Source organism: Cellulomonas sp. PSBB021 (assembly GCF_002240455.1).
Classification (GTDB): Bacteria; Actinomycetota; Actinomycetes; order Actinomycetales; family Cellulomonadaceae; genus Cellulomonas; species Cellulomonas uda.
Genome location: NZ_CP021430.1, coordinates 2067533 through 2089838, shown reverse-complemented (window position 1 = coordinate 2089838; position 22306 = coordinate 2067533). Strand labels below are relative to the sequence as shown.

The 22306-nt window shown below is 72.2% G+C and carries 26 protein-coding genes; 19 read left to right on the top strand and 7 right to left on the bottom strand.

The genetic code is table 11. The annotated features are described in order from the left end of the window. Nucleotides 1–20 precede the first annotated feature (20 nt). From CBP52_RS09475 to rplQ, 17 genes are all read left to right on the top strand, one after another. Nucleotides 21–695 (top strand): alternate-type signal peptide domain-containing protein, encoded by a 675-nt coding sequence (locus tag CBP52_RS09475; RefSeq protein ID WP_094180739.1) that lies wholly within the window; start codon nt 21–23, stop codon nt 693–695. A gap of 99 nt (nt 696–794) precedes the next feature. Further along, nucleotides 795–1430, top strand: coding sequence for a signal peptidase I (locus CBP52_RS09470; protein ID WP_094180738.1), 636 nt, complete (start codon nt 795–797; stop codon nt 1428–1430). Continuing rightward, nucleotides 1427–2065 (top strand): hypothetical protein, encoded by a 639-nt coding sequence (locus CBP52_RS09465; protein WP_094180737.1) that lies wholly within the window; start codon nt 1427–1429, stop codon nt 2063–2065. Before CBP52_RS09470 ends, CBP52_RS09465 begins: the two co-directional genes overlap by 4 nt. Next, complete coding sequence (locus CBP52_RS09460; protein WP_094180736.1) at nt 2062–2820, top strand: hypothetical protein; 759 nt, start codon at nt 2062–2064, stop codon at nt 2818–2820. The genes CBP52_RS09465 and CBP52_RS09460 overlap by 4 nt, the downstream gene beginning before the upstream one ends. After that, on the top strand, nt 2817–3587 hold the full coding sequence (locus CBP52_RS09455) for a hypothetical protein (RefSeq protein WP_157732566.1): 771 nt from the start codon (nt 2817–2819) through the stop codon (nt 3585–3587). Before CBP52_RS09460 ends, CBP52_RS09455 begins: the two co-directional genes overlap by 4 nt. Nucleotides 3588–3699: 112 nt before the next feature. Further along, a complete protein-coding gene (secY, locus tag CBP52_RS09450; RefSeq protein WP_094180734.1) occupies nt 3700–4998 on the top strand; it encodes a preprotein translocase subunit SecY in 1299 nt (432 codons plus the stop codon). Continuing rightward, the gene (locus CBP52_RS09445) at nt 4995–5573 is read left to right on the top strand and encodes an adenylate kinase (RefSeq protein ID WP_094180733.1); all 579 of its coding nucleotides are present in this window, start codon (nt 4995–4997) and stop codon (nt 5571–5573) included. The genes secY and CBP52_RS09445 overlap by 4 nt, the downstream gene beginning before the upstream one ends. Before the next feature lie 23 nt (nt 5574–5596). Beyond that, nucleotides 5597–6439, top strand: a complete 843-nt coding sequence (gene map, locus CBP52_RS09440) for a type I methionyl aminopeptidase (protein WP_094180732.1) — start codon at nt 5597–5599, stop codon at nt 6437–6439. Between the two features lie 227 nt (nt 6440–6666). Then, a complete protein-coding gene (locus CBP52_RS09435) occupies nt 6667–9135 on the top strand; it encodes a DUF5979 domain-containing protein (RefSeq protein WP_094180731.1) in 2469 nt (822 codons plus the stop codon). 61 nt (nt 9136–9196) lie between these two features. After that, nucleotides 9197–10470 (top strand): IS3 family transposase gene (locus tag CBP52_RS09430; RefSeq protein WP_094180161.1). Its coding sequence is split into 2 segments (ribosomal slippage): nt 9197–9545 and nt 9545–10470, totalling 1275 coding nucleotides; the frame shifts between segments, so codons are not numbered across the junction. A gap of 47 nt (nt 10471–10517) precedes the next feature. Next, nucleotides 10518–12152 (top strand): DUF5979 domain-containing protein, encoded by a 1635-nt coding sequence (locus CBP52_RS09425; protein WP_094180730.1) that lies wholly within the window; start codon nt 10518–10520, stop codon nt 12150–12152. Between the two features lie 241 nt (nt 12153–12393). Beyond that, nucleotides 12394–12615 (top strand): translation initiation factor IF-1, encoded by a 222-nt coding sequence (gene infA / locus CBP52_RS09420; protein WP_013770189.1) that lies wholly within the window; start codon nt 12394–12396, stop codon nt 12613–12615. Nucleotides 12616–12673: 58 nt separating this feature from the next. Next, a complete protein-coding gene (gene rpmJ / locus CBP52_RS09415) occupies nt 12674–12787 on the top strand; it encodes a 50S ribosomal protein L36 (protein ID WP_013117849.1) in 114 nt (37 codons plus the stop codon). 159 nt (nt 12788–12946) lie between these two features. Then, nucleotides 12947–13327 carry a 30S ribosomal protein S13 gene (rpsM, locus tag CBP52_RS09410; protein ID WP_094180729.1) on the top strand — a complete coding sequence of 127 codons (381 nt, stop codon included), beginning with the start codon at nt 12947–12949 and terminating at the stop codon, nt 13325–13327. Between the two features lie 47 nt (nt 13328–13374). Beyond that, on the top strand, nt 13375–13776 hold the full coding sequence (gene rpsK, locus CBP52_RS09405; protein WP_019136350.1) for a 30S ribosomal protein S11: 402 nt from the start codon (nt 13375–13377) through the stop codon (nt 13774–13776). A 149-nt stretch (nt 13777–13925) separates the two neighbouring features. Next, nucleotides 13926–14936 (top strand): DNA-directed RNA polymerase subunit alpha, encoded by a 1011-nt coding sequence (locus tag CBP52_RS09400; RefSeq protein WP_094180728.1) that lies wholly within the window; start codon nt 13926–13928, stop codon nt 14934–14936. Between the two features lie 76 nt (nt 14937–15012). Further along, a complete protein-coding gene (rplQ, locus tag CBP52_RS09395) occupies nt 15013–15546 on the top strand; it encodes a 50S ribosomal protein L17 (RefSeq protein WP_094180727.1) in 534 nt (177 codons plus the stop codon). A 95-nt stretch (nt 15547–15641) separates the two neighbouring features. On the opposite strand, the gene CBP52_RS09390 is transcribed toward rplQ, so the two are convergent. Together CBP52_RS09390 and CBP52_RS09385 are read right to left on the bottom strand one after the other, a co-directional pair. Then, a complete protein-coding gene (locus CBP52_RS09390) occupies nt 15642–16028 on the bottom strand; it encodes a VOC family protein (RefSeq protein WP_094180726.1) in 387 nt (128 codons plus the stop codon). Nucleotides 16029–16061: 33 nt separating this feature from the next. Further along, a complete protein-coding gene (locus CBP52_RS09385; protein ID WP_094180725.1) occupies nt 16062–16910 on the bottom strand; it encodes a hypothetical protein in 849 nt (282 codons plus the stop codon). A 163-nt stretch (nt 16911–17073) separates the two neighbouring features. Between CBP52_RS09385 and CBP52_RS09380 the strand changes: the two genes are divergently transcribed. After that, entirely contained in the window at nt 17074–17820 is a 747-nt protein-coding gene (locus CBP52_RS09380; protein ID WP_232514425.1) for an alpha/beta fold hydrolase, read from the top strand. On the opposite strand, the gene CBP52_RS09375 is transcribed toward CBP52_RS09380, so the two are convergent. The 5 genes from CBP52_RS09375 to CBP52_RS09355 all read right to left on the bottom strand — a co-directional run bounded on the left by CBP52_RS09375 (nt 17796) and on the right by CBP52_RS09355 (nt 20714). After that, nucleotides 17796–18323, bottom strand: a complete 528-nt coding sequence (locus tag CBP52_RS09375) for a DUF488 family protein (protein WP_094180724.1) — start codon at nt 18321–18323, stop codon at nt 17796–17798. The two genes, CBP52_RS09380 and CBP52_RS09375, sit on opposite strands and share 25 nt — an antisense overlap. A gap of 61 nt (nt 18324–18384) precedes the next feature. Further along, the gene (locus CBP52_RS09370) at nt 18385–18951 is read right to left on the bottom strand and encodes a hypothetical protein (protein ID WP_094180723.1); all 567 of its coding nucleotides are present in this window, start codon (nt 18949–18951) and stop codon (nt 18385–18387) included. 33 nt (nt 18952–18984) lie between these two features. Then, a complete protein-coding gene (locus CBP52_RS09365) occupies nt 18985–19650 on the bottom strand; it encodes a hypothetical protein (protein WP_094180722.1) in 666 nt (221 codons plus the stop codon). Then, nucleotides 19623–19907 carry a hypothetical protein gene (locus CBP52_RS09360; protein ID WP_094180721.1) on the bottom strand — a complete coding sequence of 95 codons (285 nt, stop codon included), beginning with the start codon at nt 19905–19907 and terminating at the stop codon, nt 19623–19625. Before CBP52_RS09360 ends, CBP52_RS09365 begins: the two co-directional genes overlap by 28 nt. A 39-nt stretch (nt 19908–19946) precedes the next feature. Further along, nucleotides 19947–20714, bottom strand: a complete 768-nt coding sequence (locus CBP52_RS09355; RefSeq protein WP_094180720.1) for an ROK family protein — start codon at nt 20712–20714, stop codon at nt 19947–19949. Between the two features lie 31 nt (nt 20715–20745). Between CBP52_RS09355 and CBP52_RS09350 the strand changes: the two genes are divergently transcribed. Next, entirely contained in the window at nt 20746–22179 is a 1434-nt protein-coding gene (locus tag CBP52_RS09350) for an RHS repeat-associated core domain-containing protein (RefSeq protein ID WP_094180719.1), read from the top strand. Nucleotides 22180–22306 lie beyond the last annotated feature (127 nt).

Sequence of the window (22306 nt, the reverse complement as noted above, 5' to 3'; positions counted from 1 at the left end):
CTCCACAGAAAGGCACGACCATGAAGAACAAGACGAAGGGCGTCATCGCCGGGCTCGCCGGTCTCGCGCTCCTGTCCGGCGGCACGACGTTCGCCCTGTGGTCCGACTCGGACTCGATCCCGGGCGGCACGATCACCAACGGTGAGCTCGGCGTCTCGGCCACGAGCGTCGGCTGGTTCGACGTGTCCCCGGACCGCACGGACGTCACGGTCGACGCGACGCCCGTGACCGAGCTGGACGGCCACACGGTCGACCTGCAGACGTGGCGCATGGTCCCGGGTGACGTCGCCGAGGGCACGTACGGCCTGGACGTCACGCTCGTCGGCGACAACCTCGTCGCGAACCTCGACGTCACGAGCTCGGGCGGCACGACGCCCCTGCCCGAGGGCCTGGTCGTCTCCTACCAGGTGTTCGACGCGGACGGCACCGACGTGACCGCCGGCGTGCTCGACGGCACCTCGACGACGCTGCGGTTCGCCGCGCCGCGCACCGGCCAGGCCGCGGGCGCCCCGGTGAACACCGGCACGGTCGTCGTCGACGGCACGACCGCCGCCGACCTGTTCGTGGTCGTCACCGCGGACTGGTCCGCCGAGGCGAGCGGCACGACCGCCGCCTCGACGATGAACGCGGCGACGGCGCTGAAGAACCTCGCCGTCTCGCTGCAGCAGGACCGCAGCGGCGCCGACTTCAGCTGACCGCGCAGGTGGGCGGGGCGTCCGCGTCCCGCCCACCTCCCGCCCACCTCCCGCTCACCTCCCGCCCACCTCCCGCCCCGACGAGCACGAGGAGCCCCGATGACCGCACGACGACACGACAGTGCGCTGTCCGGTGTGCTCGCCGTCCTCATGTGGGCGGTGCTGCTGGTCGTCGTGGCGGCGGTCGCGGTGCTCGTCGTGGTGCCCAAGGCGCTCGGCGGCACCACCCTCACCGTGCTCACCGGCTCGATGGAGCCGACGTTCTCGCCGGGCGACGTCGTCGCGGTGCGGACCGTGACCGACCCGGCCACCGAGGTCCACGTGGGCGACGTCGTGACGTTCCAGCCGGTCTCGGGCGACCCGACGCTCGTCACGCACCGCGTGGTCGCCAAGCGCATCAGCGCCGCAGGGACGACGTTCGTGACGCGCGGCGACGCGAACGGGGCGGACGACGACCCGATCGAGCCCGCGCAGATCCAGGCGGTCGCGGTGTACTCGGTGCCGTGGGTGGGCCACGTGTCGCTGTGGCTCGGCGAGCGCAAGGGCCTGGCCGTCGCGCTCGTCGCGGCCGCGCTGCTCGGGTACGCCGCGGTGATGATCCTGCGCCCCGAGCGGCGCACGCGCGACGACGAGCCGACCGCCGACACGCCCGCCGACACGCCCGCCGACGTGCCCACCGACGTGCCCACCGACGACGAGCGTGCCCGCGCGGGCGAGGTGGAGGGCGCCCGATGAGGACCCGGCGCCCCGTCTCCCTCGCCGCCGCGGCCCTCCTCGTCGCGGGTGCCGCGGCGGGGCTGACCTATGCGCTGTGGGGCGCGGGGGTGACCGTCGCCGCCTCCGTGGTGCGCAGCGGCACCCTGGACCTGGCGCTCATCGGGACGCCCACCTGGACCGAGACGAGCCCGGACGTGAGCCCGGCGCACGCCGTGGCGACGAGGCCGGACGGGATCACCGCCGACCACCTCGCGACCCCCGGCGACTCGTTCCGTGTCGTGCAGCGCTTCCGCCCGGTGCTCCAGGGCGACAACCTCGCGGCGCGCCTGCGCGTCAGCTGGGACTCCGCACCCGCGCTGCTGCCCGCGGGCGGCGTGACGGCGACGTACACCGTCAGCCGTCCGGACGGCGTCACGTCCGCCGCGGTGCCGGTCGGCACGCCGACCCTGCTGCCGGGCGCACCGGACAACCTCACGGTCGCCGAGGTGGCGGCGTGGGGGACCGCGACGTGGGCGGTGACGGTGACGCTCACGTACTCGGGCGCGGACGTGATGGTCGCGGACACCGCGATCGCCTCGGCGCCGACGACCGGGCTCGGCACGGTCGTCGTGACGTGGGAGCAGGTACGCGACGGCGACGGGTTCTCGCCGTGATACGCGCGACGACGGCCGCGGTCGTGGGGCGGGTGCGCCGCGCGGTGCGCCGACGGGACGTCGCGGTCGTCGCGGTCGTCGTGCTCGTCGCGGCGCTCGTCGGCGTCGGGACGGGCGGGACGCTCGCGCTGTGGCGCGTGTCCGTGACCGGGACGCAGCGCATGCCCGTGGGGGTGACGGTGTTCGGCGCGGGCGCGCCCGGCAGCCCGGTCTTCGCGACGACGAGCACGCCCCTCGACGCGTCGCGCAACCGCGGCTCGGTGACGTACACGATCCCGGCGGCCGCGACGACGACGCTCTACAACGGCAACAGCCTCAGCGGGGGAGCGGTCGCGATCCCGCTGCAGGTCCGCAGCCTCGCGCAGGGGCATCGCGGCCTGGCGTACACGCTGACGGTCGACACCGCGGGCGGGGTGTTCGGCGCGTCGCAGGTCAGCACGTACCGCGTCGCGTCGGCGGCGGCCTGCACGACGAGCCTGACGGGCGCGGGTGCGACGCTCGCCTCGACCCCCTGGACCTCGGCGTACACCGCGTCGACGACGCCCAGCGACGAGTACTGGTGCCTCGTCGCGCGCTACGTGCCGACCCGCTGGACGCACACCGACACCGCGCAGGTGACCGCGACGGGCCCCGCCGGGACGGTGTCCGGGGCGTCGTCCGCGTGGACGGCGACGGCCGCCCGCACGTTCGTCGTCGCGGCGGAGCCCGTGCACACCGTCACGTTCACGTTCACGACCTTCCGGACCACGCCGTGAGGCGCGCGACGAGGGTGCTCGCCGCGGTCGCCGCCGGTCTCACGCTGGCGGTGACGGCCCCGGCCGCCGCCGCGGTGGCCGACGACGAGCTGGGCGTCGGCTGGGTGGGTCCGACGGTCTCGCTCGCGTGGGACGGCACGACGCAGAGCACCGCGACGACGAGTTTCGTCGGGGTGCCCGTCTCCGTGCCCGGTGACCAGGCGCGCCGCACCCTCGTCGTGCGCAACGACGGGCCGAGCGCGGGCCGGCTGACGGCGTGGCTGGTCGACGTCGACCTCGATGAGCCCGCGGGGAGCACCACGACCTTCTTCGACGACGTGCGGCTGCGGTGGGACGGCGGCGAGCGCTCGCTGCGGGCGCTCGCGGACGCGGGCCGCACCCGCATCGCGAGCCGCGTCCTGGCGCCGGGCGAGTCGACCCGGCTGACGGTCGGGTACGTCTTCGACGTCGCCGCGACCTCGGGGAACGGCACGCGCGAGGGACGCCTCGAGGCGTCCTTCGACGTGCTGCTGCACCTCGCGGACGTCGCGGTCGCACCCACGCCGGACCCCACGGTCGAGCCCACGCCCCTGCCCGGCCCGAGCCAGGACGGGATCGCCCCGACGCCGGCGCCGTCACCCGCGGCCACGCCGGGACCGGGGCGGACGCCGCTGCTCGCCCGGACGGGGGCGGACGTCCTGTTCCTGGGCACGTGGGCCGTGGCGTGCGCCACAGGGGGCATACTGCTCCTGCTCGTCGCGCGTCGGCGGCGGCGGGCACGCGTGTAGCGAAGGCGCTCACCCGCGAAGAACCGAGCTCGGTGAGGTTGCAGGTAGTCTTGCCTGCGGCCATCGCCGGGTGGCTGACGACTGCCGCACGAGCGGCTACCCAGGAGGACAGGTGCTAGGCGCATTCGTGCGGGCGTTCCGGACGCCCGACCTGCGGCGGAAGCTGCTCTTCACCATCGGGATCATGGTGGTGTTCCGCATCGGATCCTTCCTGCCCACGCCTGGGGTGTCCTACCCCAACGTGCAGCAGTGCATCGACGAGATGGGCAGCGGCAACGACCTGCTGGGGCTGGTGAACCTCTTCAGCGGTGGAGCGCTGCTCCAGCTGTCGGTGTTCGCGCTCGGGATCATGCCGTACATCACCGCGAGCATCATCGTGCAGCTGCTGCGCGTGGTGATCCCGCGGTTCGAGGAGCTGCACAAGGAAGGGCAGTCGGGTACCGCGAAGCTCACGCAGTACACCCGCTACCTGACCATCGCGCTCGCGGTCCTGCAGTCGACGACGGTCATCACCATCGCGCGCAGCGGCCAGCTCTTCGCCGGCTGCACCGTCGACGTCATCCCGGACTCGGCGTGGACGACTCTCGTGATCATGGTCATCACGATGACCGCGGGCACCGGCCTGATCATGTGGCTCGGCGAGCTCATCACCGAGCGTGGCGTCGGCAACGGCATGTCGCTGCTGATCTTCACGTCGATCGCGGCCAGCTTCCCGACGGCCATGTGGTCGATCGCGGGTGGCAACAACGGCCTCACGAAGTTCGTCGTGGTCCTGGCGATCATCGTCGTGGTCGTCGCGCTCGTCGTGTTCGTCGAGCAGAGCCAGCGCCGCATCCCGGTGCAGTACGCCAAGCGCATGGTGGGCCGCCGCATGTACGGCGGGTCGAGCACCTACATCCCGATCAAGATCAACATGGCCGGCGTCATCCCGATCATCTTCGCGTCGTCGCTGCTGGCGATCCCGGGGATCATCGCGCAGTTCGGCGACCAGACCGCCGAGTGGGTCCGCTGGGTCTCGGTGAACGTCGCCGCTCAGGACGCGCCCCTGCACCTCGCGCTGTACGTCGTGCTGATCATCTTCTTCTGCTACTTCTACACGGCGATCACGTTCAACCCGGACGAGGTCGCGGACAACATGAAGAAGTACGGCGGCTTCATCCCCGGCATCCGCGCCGGTCGCCCGACCGCCGACTACCTGAGCTACGTGATCTCGCGCATCACCGCGCCCGGCTCGCTGTACCTGGCGATCGTGGCGCTGATCCCGACGATCGCGTTCATCATGCTCGACGTCGGCCAGAACATCCCGTTCGGCGGCTCGTCGATCCTGATCGTCGTCGGCGTCGGCCTCGAGACCGTCAAGCAGATCGAGTCCCAGCTGCAGCAGCGGCACTACGAAGGGTTCCTCCGATGAGCACGCGTCTGGTCCTGCTCGGCCCGCCCGGAGCGGGCAAGGGCACGCAGGCGGCACGGCTCGCCGAGCGCCTCGCGGTCCCCGCGATCTCGACGGGCGACATCTTCCGCGCCAACATCAAGGGCGGCACGGAGCTCGGCCGCAAGGCGCAGGAGTACTCGTCGCGGGGCGCCCTGGTGCCCGACGAGATCACGAACGCGATGGTCCGTGACCGCCTCGCGCAGGACGACGCCGCGGGTGGGTTCCTGCTCGACGGCTACCCCCGCAACGTCGCCCAGGTCGCCGAGCTCGACGCGATCCTCGCGGACGCCGGCCTGTCCCTCGATCTCGCGGTCGAGATCACCGCGGACCCCGAGGTCGTCGCGGAGCGCCTGCTCAAGCGCGCCGAGATCGAGGGTCGCGAGGACGACACCGAGGACGTCATCCGCCACCGGCTCGACGTCTACGCCGAGCAGACCGCCCCGATCTCGGACGTCTACTCGCAGCGCGGCCTGCTGGCGCGCGTCGACGGCATCGGCGAGGTCGACGAGGTCACGGAGCGCCTGCTCGTGGCGATCGGCTCGACCGCCCGCTGAGCGGGCGGAGGACGGTGGTTCACGTGTTCGGCCGCGAGCGGATCGAGTACAAGAGCGCCGACCAGGTGCGCGTCATGCGGCGTGCCGGGCTCGTCGTCGCCGACGCGCTCGACGCGGCCCGTGCGGCTGCGGTGCCCGGCGCGACGACGGCGGACGTCGACGCGGCCGCGGCACGCGTGATCGTGCAGGCGGGTGCGACGCCGTCGTTCCTGGGCTACCACGGGTACCCCGCGACGGTGTGCGTGTCGGTGAACGACGAGGTGGTGCACGGCATCCCCGGCGGGCGGGTGCTCGCGGAGGGCGACGTCGTGTCGATCGACTGCGGTGCGGTCGTCGACGGGTGGCACGGCGACAGCGCGCTGTCGTTCGTCCTGGGCGACGGCACGGTCGAGGACCGCGAGCTCGTCGCGACCGGCGAGGAGGCCATGTGGGCCGGCATCGCCGCGCTCGCCGGTGCCGACCGCCTCGGTGCCGTCGGTGACGCGGTCGAGGACGTCGTGGACGACGCGCACACGGCAGGGCGCAACGCTGGCGTGCGGCTCGGCGTGGTGGAGGACTACGTCGGTCACGGCATCGGGTCGGCGATGCACCAGCCGCCGGACGTGCTGAACTACCGCACGCGGGACCGCGGGGCGAAGGTCCGCCCGGGCCTGTGCGTCGCGGTCGAGCCGATGCTCGTGCGCGGTGAGCAGGCGACGCGGGTGCTGGCCGACGACTGGACGGTCGTCACGGAGGACGGCTCGCGCGCGGCCCACTGGGAGCACACGGTCGCGATCCTCGACGGCGGGATCTGGGTGCTCACGGCGCGCGACGGCGGCCTGGCGGGTCTCGCGCCGCACGGTGTGACGCCGACGCCCCTCGGCTGACCGGATCGGGCGGCGCCAGCGCAGCGCACGTCGGGCGCGCGACGCGAACCGCCGGTTACGGGCGGTCTGCGGTCGGCCGTTCGGGTGAACCGACGCCCGGACGGCTGAACATGTGACCGGCGTCGCGCCCGGAACCACCCGTATGCCCCGGGGACCTTGCTCCCTGATGCCCTATACATGGGTGCCGGACAAGCGTTCAGCACGTCAGACATCAGGAGTCCACCACCGTGTCCTGCCCTCGCTCGCTCCCGCCTGCCCGTGCCCGCCGAAGGCGCGCCCGCCTCGCCGGTGCCGTCGCGCTCGTCGTCGCCACCGCCGGGGCCGTCGCGACGACGAGCGCCCCCGCGACGGCCGCGTCGCTCAGCGGCAACCCGCTGGCGGGCGCGGCCGGATTCACGGTCGTCTCCTACGGGGACGCCGAGCTGTCGAACCACGAGATCGAAGGGTCGGTCGCGGTCGGGGGGAACGTCTCGGTGCGCACCGGGCAGGGGCCGTACAACCTCATCCACAAGGCGGCGGGCAACGGTGACTACGTGCTGCCGACGCTCGGCGGCACGCCCGTGCGCCTCGTCGTCGGCGGGTTCGACCGTGCGTCGTCCACGCAGTCGGTCCGCGTCGCCTCGGGCGGCTACACCGACCCCGCGACGCAGCTCGGCCGCATGACGATCGGCTCGACGACTGGCGTGGGCATCGCCGGTCGCGGGGCCGGCGTCTGCGTCCAGGCGCCCACGACCACCGACTGCAGCGGCGCGGTCATCGAGCAGTCGGCCGCCCCGCAGACCGTCGCGTGGACGGTGCAGCCGACGGCGTTCGACACGCTCGTGCCCACCGCCGCGCGCGACACGATGGCTCAGTGGTCGCAGGGCATCGCCGAGGGCCGCCTCGTCGGCGCCGAGGCCGTCACGCTGGGCAGCACGGCGCAGCCGATGAACGGCGTCGACGTGACGCTCGTCGCGGGCAAGGTCAACGTGCTGCGCGTCGCCGCGGCGGACTTCCCGAGCACCGACTGGAAGCTGCGGTTCCCGACCGTGAAGCCGTCGGCGACCACCCCGCTGGTCATCGACGTGGTCGCGGCCGACGGTGCGTCGGTGCTCCTGCCCATGGAGACCATCGGTGCCTACGACGCCCCGGGTGGCTCGAGCGACAACAACTTCGCGCGGTACATGCTCTGGAACATCGACCAGGCGCCGGGCAGCACCGTCTACCTCAGCGGGAACGGCATCGTCCCCGGGTCGCTGCTCGCGCCGTCCAGCACCGTCATCACCGGCCTGTCCGGACCGAGCGACACCAGCGCAGACAAGACCCTCATCGAGGGCCAGATCGTCGCGGCCTCGCTCCTGCTGCGGAACTCCGGCGAGGTGCACCACTACGGCTACGCCGCCTCCCTCGAGATCGGCGGCGGCGAGGGCGGTTTCTCGCTGCGCAAGGCGCTGTCCGGCATCGCGGCCGGCGACCTGCCGGACGGGGCGAGCACGCAGTTCTCGGTCGACTACTTCCTCGACGGGGCGACGACGAAGGCCGGCACGCTGACGCTCACCGCGGACGGCACCCTCGTCGCGGGCCCGCAGGACCTGCCCGTCGGCACCGAGGTCACGTTCCGCGAGGCCACCCCGAGCGCGCCGACCGGCACCGTGTGGACGGGCGTGACGTTCTCGCCCAGCACGGTCGAGATCGCCGACGGCGACGACGTCGAGGTCACGGTCACCAACTCCTACCGCGCGGCGGTCGGCGGTTTCCGCGTCGCCAAGGCCCTGTCCGGCCTGACCGCGGCCGATCTGCCCGACGGAGACGACACCGAGTTCGCGGTCGACTACTTCCTCGACGGGTCGACGACGAAGGCCGGCACGCTCGTCGTCACCGCCGACGGGACGCCCGTCGCCGGCCCGACGAGCCTGCCCCTCGGCACCGTCGTGACGTTCGGCGAGCCCAGCGCGGTCGCGCCCACCGGCCAGGTGTGGACCGGTGCGACCATCTCGCCGTCGTCGGTGACGATCACGGCGGACGGCCAGAGCACCCTCGTGACGGTCACGAACTCCTACCGGGACGCCGTGGGCGGCTTCTCGCTGAGCAAGGCGCTCGACGGGGTCGATGCGGTGGATCTGCCGGACGGTGGCGCGACCGAGTTCGAGGTGGACTACTTCCTGAACGGGTCGACGACCAAGGCCGGGACGCTGACGGTGACCGCCGACGGCGTGGTCGTCGCCGGTCCGCAGAATCTCCCGCTGGGCACGGTCGTGACGTTCGCCGAGCCGACGGCGGTCGCGCCGAGCGGGACCGTCTGGACCGGCGCGGCCTTCGCGCCGAGTTCGGTGACGGTCACGGCTGACGGGCAGAACACGTCGGTGACGGTGACCAACTCCTACCGCGATGCCGTGGGCGGCTTCTCGCTGGCCAAGGCGTTCGACGGGGTCGATGCGGTGGATCTGCCGGACGGTGGCGCGACCGAGTTCGAGGTGGACTACTTCCTGAACGGGTCGACGACCAAGGCCGGGACGCTGACGGTGACCGCTGACGGCGTGGTCGTCGCCGGTCCGCAGAATCTCCCGCTGGGCACGGTCGTGACGTTCGCCGAGCCGACGGCGGTCGCGCCGAGCGGGACCGTCTGGACCGGCGCGGCCTTCGCGCCGAGTTCGGTGACGGTCACGGCTGACGGGCAGAACACGTCGGTGACGGTGACCAACTCCTACGGGGCTTGACCCCGGTTCTTGGACACGCTGAATCCAGCATCTGCTGGGGAAGCGAGATGATTCAGGAACCATGGCCAGGAAGAACTACTCCGAGGAGTTCCGTCGTCAGGCTGTCGACTTGTACGAGTCCATCCCGGGCGCCACGGTCCGCGGCATCGCCGAGGATCTCGGCATTGTGCGCGGCACGCTGCGGCACTGGCTCGAGGTCTACGGGACCGGCAAGAAGACCGCCGCTGACGGGACGTTGACCTCCAGCCCGCTGCAGTCCAAGACGTCCCCGGCGAGGTCGTCCGCGCCGGCCGGGGAGACGCCGGAGCAGAAGATCGCCCGGCTCGAGGCCAGGGTGAACGAGCTCGAGGTCGAGACCACCAAGCTCACGACCGAGCGGGAGATCCTGCAGCGGGCGGCCAAGTATTTCGCCGGGGAGACGCGCTGGTGAGTCGCTTCCAGTTCGTCGCCGACAACTCCACCACCTTCGAGGTGAAGCGACTGTGCGAGCTCGTCGAGATCGAGCGCTCGTCCTACTACGCCTGGCTCAAGGCGGCCCCTGCCCGCGGAGCCAAGGCGGCCGCGGACGCCGCGCTGGCCGAGCGGATCAGGGCCATTCATGCCGTCGACAACACCCAGGGCGCGCCGCGGATCACCGTCGAGCTCAACGCTCAGCTCGGCGACAGCGGTCCTGGCGGTGAGCGGGTGAACCACAAGCGCGTCGCGCGGGTGATGCGGGTCGAGGGCATCCGGGGCTATGTGAAGAAGCGCCGGGCGCGGACCACGATCCCCGAGCCGTCGGGACAGAAGTACCCCGACCTGGTCAACCGCGACTTCACCGCCGAGCGCCCCAACGAGCGCTACGTCGGGGACATCACCTACCTCCCGATCGCGGACGGCACGAACCTGTACCTGGCGACCGTGATCGACTGCTACAGCCGACGGCTCGTCGGCTGGGCGATCGCCGACCACATGCGCACCGAGCTGGTCGAGGACGCCCTGAAGGCCGCCGCCGCAACCCGGGGCAGCCTCAAGGGCGCCGTGTTCCACAGCGACCACGGGTCGGTCTACTGCTCCAAGGCCTACGCCAAGCTGTGCCGCAAGCTCGGTCTCACCCAGTCCATGGGCGCCGTCGGCTCCTCGGCCGACAACGCACTGGCGGAATCGTTCAACGCCACGATCAAGCGCGAGGTCCTCCAAGACGCCGCCTGCTGGCCCGACGAGCTGACCTGCCGCCGACAGGTCTTCACGTGGCTCGTCCGCTACAACACCCGCCGCCGTCACTCCTGGTGCGGCTACCTGTCCCCCTCCAACTACGAGGCCCGCCGGGCCACTACGCTGCCCACCGCTGCGTAATCACACCCCGTGTCCAAGATCCGGGGGTAGGGCCCTACCGCGATGCCGTGGGCGGCTTCTCGCTGGCCAAGGCGCTCGACGGGGTCGATGCGGTGGATCTGCCGGACGGTGGCGCGACCGAGTTCGAGGTGGACTACTTCCTGAACGGGTCGACGACCAAGGCCGGGACGCTGACGGTGACCGCTGACGGCGTGGTCGTCGCCGGTCCGCAGAATCTCCCGCTGGGCACGGTCGTGACGTTCGCCGAGCCGACGGCGGTCGCGCCGAGCGGGACCGTCTGGACCGGCGCGGCCTTCGCGCCGAGTTCGGTGACGGTCACGGCTGACGGGCAGAACACGTCGGTGACGGTGACCAACTCCTACCGCGATGCCGTGGGCGGCTTCTCGCTGGCCAAGGCGCTCGACGGGATCGACCCGGTGGATCTGCCGGACGGTGGGGACACCGAGTTCGAGGTGGACTACTTCCTGAACGGGTCGACGACCAAGGCCGGGACGCTGACGGTGACCGCTGACGGCGTGGTCGTCGCCGGTCCGCAGAATCTCCCGCTGGGCACGGTCGTGACGTTCGCCGAGCCGACGGCGGTCGCGCCGAGCGGGACCGTCTGGACCGGCGCGGCCTTCGCGCCGAGTTCGGTGACGGTCACGGCTGACGGGCAGAACACGTCGGTGACGGTGACCAACTCCTACCGCGATGCCGTGGGCGGCTTCTCGCTGGCCAAGGCGTTCGACGGGATCGACCCGGTGGATCTGCCGGACGGTGGGGACACCGAGTTCGAGGTGGACTACTTCCTGAACGGGTCGACGACCAAGGCCGGGACGCTGACGGTGACCGCTGACGGCGTGGTCGTCGCCGGTCCGCAGAATCTCCCGCTGGGCACGGTCGTGACGTTCGCCGAGCCGACGGCGGTCGCGCCGAGCGGGACCGTCTGGACCGGCGCGGCCTTCGCGCCGAGTTCGGTGACGGTCACGGCTGACGGGCAGAACACGTCGGTGACGGTGACCAACTCCTACCGCGATGCCGTGGGCGGCTTCTCGCTGGCCAAGGCGTTCGACGGGGTCGATGCGGTGGATCTGCCGGACGGTGGGGACACCGAGTTCGAGGTGGACTACTTCCTGAACGGGTCGACGACCAAGGCCGGGACGCTGACGGTGACCGCTGACGGCGTGGTCGTCGCCGGTCCGCAGAATCTCCCGCTGGGCACGGTCGTGACGTTCGCCGAGTTGACGCCCGCGCCCGTGGCAGGTGGCGACTGGGTGGCCGCGACGTTCGCGCCGGCGACGGTCGAGATCACCGCCGACGGTCAGCTCACGCGCGTGACGCTGACCAACACGTTCGACGCCGACGACCCGACCGGCCCCGGCACCGGTGGTGGCCCGGGCGGCGGGGACGGCGGTGGCGGTGGCGACGACGGCGGTGGCGACGGCGGTGGCGACGACGACGGTGGCGACGACGGGACGGCCCCGCGCGGTGAGGACGACGGCGGTGGCGACTCGAGCGCGCCCGGCGCGGGTGACGGCTCCCGCGACGAGGGCAGCGTGCTCGCGAGGACGGGCGCCGACGCGTGGACGACGCTCGGCGTCGCGCTGACTCTCGCGCTCACCGGTGCGGTGCTCCTGGTGCTGCGCCGCCGCGGGACGGCCACCGCGGGTGCCGCGGCCCGGCACGGGCTCCGACGCCCCTGAGCACGCGGCGGGGGAGTCGGACGTCACGTCTCGGGTCACCGGAGCGGTTTCGTCGAATGGGTGGCATGGCGTAAAGTAGCCCGTTGGGTGTGTGCGCTCTGTTCGTCGCGACGACCGGGAGACCGGCCGGACGGCACCGGGGCAGCACCCGCTCCCTTCCACGAACTCGACGACGTCCCGGCGCCATGCCGGTTCGCGTGGAACTCGTGGTGCTCGACACGACCGACAGTTAGCGGAGGACATGGCGAAGAAGGACGGCGTCATCGAGATCGAGGGCAGTGTCGTCGAGGCGCTGCCGAACGCGATGTTCCGCGTGGAGCTCACCAACGGCCACAAGGTGCTCGCTCACATCTCGGGCAAGATGCGGCAGCACTACATCCGGATCCTCCCCGAGGACCGGGTGGTCGTCGAGCTGAGCCCGTACGACCTGTCCCGCGGTCGCATCGTCTACCGCTACAAGTAATCACCACGACATCGCCGCCGGTCCCTGAGCGGGCACGCGGCGGCGGAGGAAACACGCGATGAAGGTCAAGCCCAGCGTCAAGAAGATCTGCGACAAGTGCAAGGTGATCCGCCGGCACGGTCGCGTCCAGGTGATCTGCGAGAACCTGCGCCACAAGCAGCGTCAGGGCTGACGCCCACGCATCACCTGCCCCTCGGGGCACCCAGCGCACCACCACCTCGGGTCCGGCTCAGCCGGGACCGTTGAACCCTCGGCTCGGAGGCCGGGGCCCGCAGGACAGCGGGAGGGCGGTGCGGAAGACCTCCGAGCAGTAACAGGAGCCACCAGGCACATGGCACGTCTCATCGGCGTCGACCTCCCCCGCGAGAAGCGGCTGGAGATCGCGCTCACCTACATCTACGGGGTCGGCCGCACGCGCGCCAAGGAGACCCTCGCGGCCACCGGCATCTCCGGCGACCTGCGCGTGAAGGAGCTCGGCGACAACGAGCTCGTCGCGCTCCGTGACTACCTCGAGGGCAGCTACAAGCTCGAGGGTGACCTCCGCCGTGAGGTCGCCGCGGACATCCGCCGCAAGGTCGAGATCGGCTGCTACGAGGGCCTGCGTCACCGCCGCGGCCTTCCGGTGCGCGGCCAGCGCACGAAGACCAACGCGCGCACCCGCAAGGGCCCGAAGCGCACCGTCGCCGGCAAGAAGAAGGCCGGGCGCAAGTAACCGCCCGCCGCTTCCGGCAGCCCGATCCGTAGAGAGAAGAAGAGCAGATGCCTCCCAAGTCCCGTACCGCCGTGCGCAAGCCGCGCCGCAAGGAGAAGAAGAACGTCTCCCACGGCCAGGCGCACATCAAGAGCACGTTCAACAACACGATCATCTCGATCACCGACCCCTCGGGCGCCGTGATCTCGTCGGCGTCGTCCGGCCAGGTCGGCTTCAAGGGTTCGCGCAAGTCGACGCCGTTCGCCGCGCAGCTCGCCGCCGAGGCCGCTGCCCGTCGTGCGCAGGAGCACGGCATGCGCAAGGTCGACGTCTTCGTCAAGGGCCCGGGCTCGGGCCGCGAGACCGCGATCCGGTCGCTGCAGGCCGCCGGCCTCGAGGTCGGTTCGATCCAGGACGTGACGCCGCAGGCGCACAACGGCTGCCGTCCGCCGAAGCGCCGCCGCGTCTGACCCCTCGCTCGCGCCGGGCCGTGCCCCTGCTCGGCCCGGCGCGAGCGTAGGTCGTCCAGCCGTCCCCCGGGATGCGGACCGAGGCATGACCGGGATAGCAACACCTGCGTGGCGTCATATGGCGGACGTCCGCTGAGAGGAATCACACCGTGCTGATCGCACAGCGCCCCACCCTGGCCGAAGAGGTCATCTCGGAGAACCGTTCGCGGTTCTCCATCGAGCCGCTCGAGCCGGGCTTCGGCTACACGCTCGGCAACTCGCTCCGCCGGACGCTGCTGTCCTCCATCCCCGGTGCCGCCGTCACGTCGATCCGTATCGACGGCGTGCTGCACGAGTTCTCGACCGTGCCGGGGGTCAAGGAGGACGTCACCGAGGTCATCCTCAACATCAAGAACCTCGTGGTCTCGTCGGAGAACGACGAGCCCGTCGTGATGTACCTGCGCAAGCAGGGCCCGGGTGAGGTCACCGCCGCGGACATCGTGCCGCCGGCGGGCGTCGAGGTGCACAACCCCGACCTGCACCTCGCGACCCTCAACGACAAGGGCAAGCTCGAGATCGAGCTCACCGTCGAGCGTGGTCGTGGCTACGTGTCGGCCGCGCAGAACAAGACGTTCGACGCCGAGATCGGCCGTATCCCGGTCGACTCGATCTACTCGCCGGTCCTCAAGGTGACCTACAAGGTCGAGGCGACGCGTGTCGAGCAGCGCACGGACTTCGACAAGCTCATCGTCGACGTCGAGACGAAGGCGGCGATCAGCCCGCGCGACGCGCTCGCGTCGGCCGGCAAGACGCTCGTCGAGCTGTTCGGCCTGGCGCGCGAGCTCAACATCGAGGCCGAGGGCATCGAGATCGGCCCGTCGCCGACGGACGCGGCCCTGGCCGCGGACCTGGCGCTGCCGATCGAGGACCTGCAGCTGACGATCCGCTCGTACAACTGCCTCAAGCGTGAGGGCATCCACACGGTCGGCGAGCTCGTCGCCCGTTCGGAGGCCGACCTCCTGGACATCCGCAACTTCGGCGCGAAGTCGATCACGGAGGTCAAGGAGAAGCTCGCCGAGCTCGGCCTGTCCCTCAAGGACAGCCCGCTCGACTTCGACCCGTCCGCGTCGGCGTACTACGGCGACGACGAGGGCGACTTCGTCGAGGACGAGCAGTACTGACCTCAGCACCGGTTGGCAGTACTGACTCGGGACCACTGACTCGGTACTTGACGAAGAACTTCAAGGAGATTTGACCATGCCTACGCCCACCAAGGGTCCCCGGCTCGGTGGCGGACCGGCGCACGAGCGGCTGATCCTCGCGAACCTCGCGACGTCGCTGTTCGAGCACGGCCGCATCACGACGACGGAGGCCAAGGCCAAGCGCCTGCGCCCCCTCGCCGAGCGCCTCATCACGTTCGCCAAGCGCGGTGACCTGCACGCGCGTCGTCGCGTCCTGACGGTCGTCAAGGACAAGAGCGTCGTGCACACGCTGTTCACCGAGATCGCCCCGGCTCTCGCCGAGCGCAACGGTGGCTACACGCGCATCACGAAGATCGGTCCGCGCAAGGGTGACAACGCGCCCCTCGCCGTGATCGAGATCGTGCGTGAGCCGCTCTCGCCGAAGCAGGCGGTCGTCAAGGAGGCCACCAAGGCCACCGCGAAGGCCGCGCCGAAGGCCGAGAAGGTCGAGGACGCGAAGGTCGAGGAGGCCGTGGCCGAGGACGTCGTCGAGGACGCGCCCGTCGCCGACGAGGCTCCCGCCGAGGACAAGGCCGACGACAAGGCCTGAGCTCCGCAGCACTGACGAGGGCCCGGACGCCGCCAGACGGTGTCCGGGCCCTCGTGCGTGCGGGCATCCGGCGCGTGGGACCGGGACGACCGACGTCACAGGAACAGGCAGAACGGGTGCCCCGACGGGTCGAGGAGCACCCGCACGTCGCTCTGGGGCTGGACCGCGGCGAGGGTCGCGCCGGCCTCCAGCGCCCACGCGGTGGCGGTCGCGAGGTCCTGGACCTGGATGTCGAGGTGCTGGGTGGCGTTCTGACCGCCCGGCACGGCGGGCCACACCGGGCGTCGGAACCGGACCTCGCCCTCGAGGTTGAGCGTCGGCCCGTCCGGGACCCGGACCTGCGCCCAGCCGGGGTCGTCGGGGGAGGGCGGCTCGGCGGCCGTGACCTGGCCGCCGAGGAGGCGCGCGTAGAACGCGGCGAGGCGTGCGGGCTCGTCGGTGCCGATGGTCACGGACGTGAGCCGGAGCGCGGGACGGTCCATGCGTCCTCCTCGGGTGCCGGGCGTGCGCCCACGCTACGCCGGGCCCGGACGCGACGAGGGGCGGGCACCGTGGTGGCGCCCGCCCCTCGTCGTCGTGTCAGGCATCCACGCCGGCTTGCCGGACGTCACGCTCACGTCGGGGGCGGGGTTGCCGGTCACGGTGACCGTGCGCGACGTGCTCGTCGACGGCGGGAAGACCAGCGGGGTCGTCGCGCCGAACGACGGCGCCTGGTAGGTCGGTTCGCCGTTGCCGGCGCCGATCCCCTCGAGCGTCACGGAGACGTTCTGGTACGACGTGGTCGCCGCGACGAGCAGCACGATCGACTTGACCCGCGTGCGGTCGAACCCGGACGGGAACGACAGGACGGCGACGTCGCCCACGTACGCGGGCGTGTAGCGGACCGTCAGCCAGTCCGACGCGGCGCCGCCGTTGCGGGACAGGCCGCCCACCGACGCGACCTTGCCGTTGACGTCGACCGCCTGGAGACCGAACGTCACGGCCGACGGCTGGTCGGGCAGCACGTCGCGGTAGCGCATCTCGATGCGGTCCGCGCCGCCCGCCTGCAGGTCCACCGTCCCCGCGGCGGTCCACCGGATCCGAGCGTCGCCGTACGTGCAGCCCAGCGAATCGGGCACCCGCACGTCGACCTTGAGGGTCCCTGCGCCCGGGGTGAGGGTCGTGTTGCGCGTCGGCCCGCACTCGAACTCGCCCGGCGTGAGCAGCTCGCGCGGGCCCATCGAGGTGCCGGCGAAGTCGTCGACGACGAACCCGACGCCCGCGGCGGCCGCCGGGGCGACGAGACCCGTGGCGAGGGCGGCGAGCGCGAGAGAGGCGGTGGCGAGCGCGGCGGTGGCGCGACGCAAGGGGGCGGTCAGGCGCATGTGTCCTCGATGATCGGTGGCCCGGCTGGAGACGGTCCGCACGACCGTAGGGAACACCGGCACGTGGCGGGTGGCCCCGGCGGCGGCGCGACCGGAACGCCTTGGTTCGTACGGGGTCCGATCGGGTGACCGGAGCGGAGGGTGTCCGAGGTACGGTCACCTCGTGGGGGACACCGGGATCGTGCTGGTGCACGGCGTGCGCACGTCACGCACCATGTGGCGCCCGCAGACGGACGCGCTGGCGCGCGCCGGGATCCCGACGACCGCGGTCGACCTGCCCGGGCACGGTACGCGTGCCGCGGAGCGGTTCACGGCCGACGGTGCGGTGACGACGATCGCGGACGCGGTGGACGGTCTCGGCGGCCGCGCCCTCGTCGTCGGGCTGTCGCTGGGCGCGTACGTGGCGGTCGCGCACGCCGCTCGGCACCCCGAGCAGGTCGCCGGGCTGCTCGCCGCCGGGTGCTGCACACGCCCGCGTCGCGTCCTGGTCGGCGGGTGGGCCGCGCTCGCGGCGCTGATCGCCCGGCTGCCCGACCGTGGGGCAGGGCTCAACGACGGGTTCGTGCGGCTCATGCTCCCGCCGGACGCCGGCGCGGATCTGGGCGCGGGCGGGTTCGCGCTCGACGTGATGGCCGACGTGCTGCGTGAGGTCGGCGGGCTCGACCCCGTCGCGGACCTCACGCGCGTGACCGCGCCGGTCTGGCTCGTCAACGGGCGCTACGACCACTTCCGCGCCGACGAGCGCGCGTTCCTCGCCGCGTGCCACGACGGCCGGCTCGTGGTCGTGCCCGGTGCCACGCACCTCGTGAGCGTCGTGGCGCCCGTCCGGTTCACGCGTGCCGTGCTGGAGGCGTACGACCAGGTCACGGGGGACCCGCGGCGTCGTCAGCCCGTCCCCTCCGCGGGGTAGCGCAGCGTCCCGTCGACGAGCCGTGCCGCGGGGTTGAGCGGGTGCGTCACCGTCGTGCCCGGGCCCATGAGGTGCCGGACGAGCCAGCCGCGCGCCGTGAGGTCGTCGGCGATCAGCCGCCGGTGGCACCGCCACCACACGGCCTCGGCGCACATCACGGCGCACCGCTCGGCCTGCGCGCGCGCCATGAGCAGCGCGCGGGCGCCGGTGTACTCGTCGGACGCGAGGTGGTCGGCGTAGCCGCGGAACGCCGCGACGCGCCACGCGTCGTTCGGGGAGTCCGGTGCGGGCGTCCGACGACCACCCAGGGCGGGCAGCGGGAGGTACGCGTCACCGAGCTGCTCGCGCAGCGCGTCCGGGGAGTACTGCGGGTTGCGGCGCGAGCCGGCGAACCGGCGCACGTCCACCAGGCATGTCACCCCCGCGTCGTCGAGCATCGCGCGCAGCTCGTCGAACGGGCGCGTCGAGTGCCCGACGGTCCACAGGGTCGGCTCGCTCGTCATCGAGCCATCGTGCCCGCGGTGGACGCCAGCGGCAGCGCGAACCTCGTCGGCGCGGATCTCGTCAGCGCTTCGCGCGCTTCGCCGCGCGGCGCGCCCGGCGGCTGCGGTCGATCAGGCCCATCGCCGCGAGCGTGTCGGCGAACGCGCCCTCGACGTGCACCTCGACCTCGGCGTCGGCGTGCGCCGTGATGCGCTGCGGCGTCCCGTCCGGGGCGCGGTAGAACACGTCGGCGTCGATCGCGTCCGCCTCGCCCTGCCGCAGCCGCGCGATGGTCGCCATGAGGTGCGCGGCGCGCAGCACGTGCTCGTCGCGCACCGCGTGCACCAGCAACGAGCGCGCGTCGGGCACCGCGACCAGCAGGCCGTGCGGTGCGGGCTCGTCGTCGACCGTCACCAGCAGGTCTTCGACGACGAGCACGCGGCCGGCCGTGAGCGAGTCCCCCGAGAACGCGTGCACCGCGAACGACGCGACCTGGTGCTCAGGTGCGGGCAGGGTGCGCAGTGCCGCCAGCACCGTCTCGTCGACCGTGGGAGCCTCGCCCACGCGCAGCGTCGCGGACGAGCCGTCCGGCAGGGGGACGACGACGGGGGTCTGCGGCTGCTCGGGGCTCGGGGTCTCGCTCGACATGGTGCCCCGACTGTACCGAGCGCCCGGCGCGGGTCAGTCGACGAGCCGCGCGGCCCGCATCGCGTCCGCGAACGCACCCTCCACGAGGATGTCGATCTTCTCGTCCGAGTACCGCGTGACCTGCTGCAGCGTGCCGTCGGGCGCGCGGAAGTACACGTGCGGGCTCATGGCGCCCGGCTGCGACTGCGCGGCGCGCGCGAGCCGGGCCATGAGGTGCAGCGCGTGGACCACCGTGGCGTCGCGCAGCACGTGCACGCCGAGCAGCGCGCGCGCGGGCAGCACGACGAGCGTGCCGTACGGCCGGTCGGTGAGACCGACCGAGTCGAGCAGCTCGTCGTGCACCAGCACGCGCGACGCACCGAAGAAGTCCGCCGCCTCGAACAGGTGCACGTCGTGCTCGAACGTCTCGTGCGCGGGCGCCGGCAGGCGGCGCAGACCCGCGAGCGCCGCGTCCCCGGTGACCTCCCAGCCGCCCAGCCGGTCGTCGTACAGCACCGACACCGACTCGGGGTAGTCGATCGCCGCGCGCACGCACAGCCCGCCGCCGAGCGACGGACCGGCGTCCGGCGGCAGCACCGGCAGGTCCGCCTCGACCATGACGCGCGCGACCAGGAGGTGCGCGACCTCGTCGTACGTCGACTCCGCCCGCCGCAGCGCGAGCGCGAGCGAGCTCAGTGCGTGTCCACGACCCCCTGCCACTGCGCGCGGTCCTGCTGCGCGAGCAGCGCTGCGAGGTTCGTCAGCCCGTACTGCTTGCCCGCCGCGTCGACCAGGTGGTCGGCGCGTGCCTCGACCCCCGGGACTCCGATGCGCGTGAACCCCGCGAGCGCGGCGGACCGCAGCCAGTCCGCGTCCGCGCGGCCGAGCGGCGCGAGCGCGTCGTCGGCGAAGGCGTCCCCACCGGTCGCAGCGGCCGTCGTCGGGTCGTCGTCAGGTCGTCGGGAGAACCAGCCCATGGCGGGACACGGTAACGGCGCCGGCGAGCCGACACGGCATCAGCGCGCGCGCGTCAACGTCCATGCCCGCACGCCGCCGACGATCCCGGCCTGGTTCGGCACGACGACGACGTCGTCACCGAGCCGCTCCCGGACCGTCGGTGTCACGTGCCGCGCGTTGCCCCCGCCCAGGTAGAGGCGGTCCCAGTGGAACACCGGCCGGAACCCCTCGACCACGCGCTGTACGCGCCGCGACCACAGCGCGTTGCCCAGCCGACGCCGCTCCGGCTGCCCGATGTACTCGTCGTACGTCACCGCGCGGCGCACCGGCGCGTGCGACAGCTCCAGGTGCGGCGCGATCGCCCCGCCGTCGAACAGCGCCGACCCGAGCCCCGTGCCGAGCGTCAGCACCAGCTCCAGCCCCGTCCCCGAGACCACGCCCGCCCCGTGCACCTCGGCGTCGTTCAGCACGATCGTCGCCAGCCCCAGCCCGGCCTCGAGCGCCGCGCGGATGTCGCACCCCGCCCACGCCACGACGAGGTCCGGGTCGACCGCCGTCCGCGGCCCGTGCTTCGTCACGTAGTGCGGGGTCGCGACGACCACGCCGTGCCGGATCATCCCCGGCATCCCGACCGTCAGCCGGTCCGCGCGCGGCAGGTCCGCCGCGATACCCGCGATCGTCTCCACCAACCGCTGCGGCGGCAACGGGTACGGCGTGGGGACCCGCACCGCGGGCGCGTGCAACGTCCCGGCCGCGTCGAGCACCGACGCCTTGATGCCACCCCCGCCGCAGTCCACGGCGAGCGTGTACGGCTCCACCTCAGGCACACCGCCACGCTAGAGGACGCCCCGCGCCCACGTGGAGCGCGACAAGCCGCCCCGACTGACCACCGAGACGAAGGTCCCGGGACAAGCCGGGTCAATCGGCCGCGCATCCTCGGTGAACGGGGCGGCGCCCACGACCGCGGGCTACGAGTACGACGCGGCCGGGCGGCAGACCGCGCGGCCGGGTTCGGGGCCGCTGGTGTGGGACGGTGAGGGTGAGCTCACGGCGGTGGGCGCTGCGGGGTCGAGGACCTCGATGGTCTACGACGCGGACGGTGAGCGTCTGACCCGCACGGACTCCTCCGGCACGACGGTCTACCTGCCTGGTGGGCAGGAGATCCGCGTCGAGCACGGCGAGGTCGTCTCCGCGGTGCGGTACTACTCGTTCGACGGGCAGACCGTGGCCGTGCGCACCGGCAAGGGTCTGGGGGCGGTCACGTCCTTGGTCGCCGACCTGCACGGCACGGCCCTGATCGCGATCGCGAACACCACATGGACCGCGGCCTGTGTCGTCAAGCAGTACACCGACCCGTTCGGCGCGGCCCGCAGCGCGGGCGTCGACGTCCCCGGTGAGCGGCAGTTCCTCGACAAGACCCGAGACGTGAGTACCGGTCTGACGCAGGTCGGTGCCCGCTACTACGACGAGACCACCGGCCGGTTCATCTCCGTCGACCCGGTACTCGACCTGACCAACCCTCAGCAGTGGAACGCCTACGTCTACGCCAACAACAACCCGACCACCTGGTCAGACCCCACCGGGTTGATGATCAGCTGGGACTGGCTCACCGATCCGATCGCCCGAGCCGGGCGGGGGACTGCGAACTGGTACAGCACGTGGTTGGAGGACTCCGACTGTCAGAGCATCATCGTCAACAGCCTGCAGTCGTGGGGCGCCGGATCAGCCGACGCCGTGCTCGGCGCGGTCGACCTCGTCACCCCAGGAACCATCGGGCGGTTCGGGAACCCGAACACCAACAGCATCTACGCGTACTCCGACGACATCGGAGAGTGGGCCGGTCCCCAGATCCTGATCGGCGGGAACGCGGGCAACGCCGCCAAGGCGACCACCTACGTCGGTAACCTAGGCGAGAAGGCACTCGCGCAGGCCGCGGCGTCACTGTCGGCTCGCGCAGCCGTCGAAACGGCCGTAGAGGCCGCTCCTTCGGTGGTTGCGGCCGAGCGAACGGCGGCCCAGGCGCTGAAGCCAAGTGAGGCCGTTGCTCGCTGGGACGATTTCTTGGGGAAGGGACCGACCACGAACACCCACCCTCGTACCGGTCTGCCTGACCCGAACAGGATCGTTTCGGCAGACGGCGCCCGGAGCATCCGCTTCGGTCCACATGAGATGGGCAGTTCCCGGACGAGGTTTCACTTCCACGAGGAGACGTGGAGCTTCGACCCGGGTTCGAACACCTGGTTCGTCGACAACGTGCTCGTGCGGGTGCCCTTCCCGAAGGGAGCCTGGTGATGCGCGTCGCCCTCGGCGAGGTCGCCGAGGGCGACCCTCCTACTGTGGTCGTGACTGCCTCGGGAGTGTCTGGCACTGGTCTGTGGCGAGGCGAGGCCCCTCCGACGGCCGTGACCGAGGTTGATGT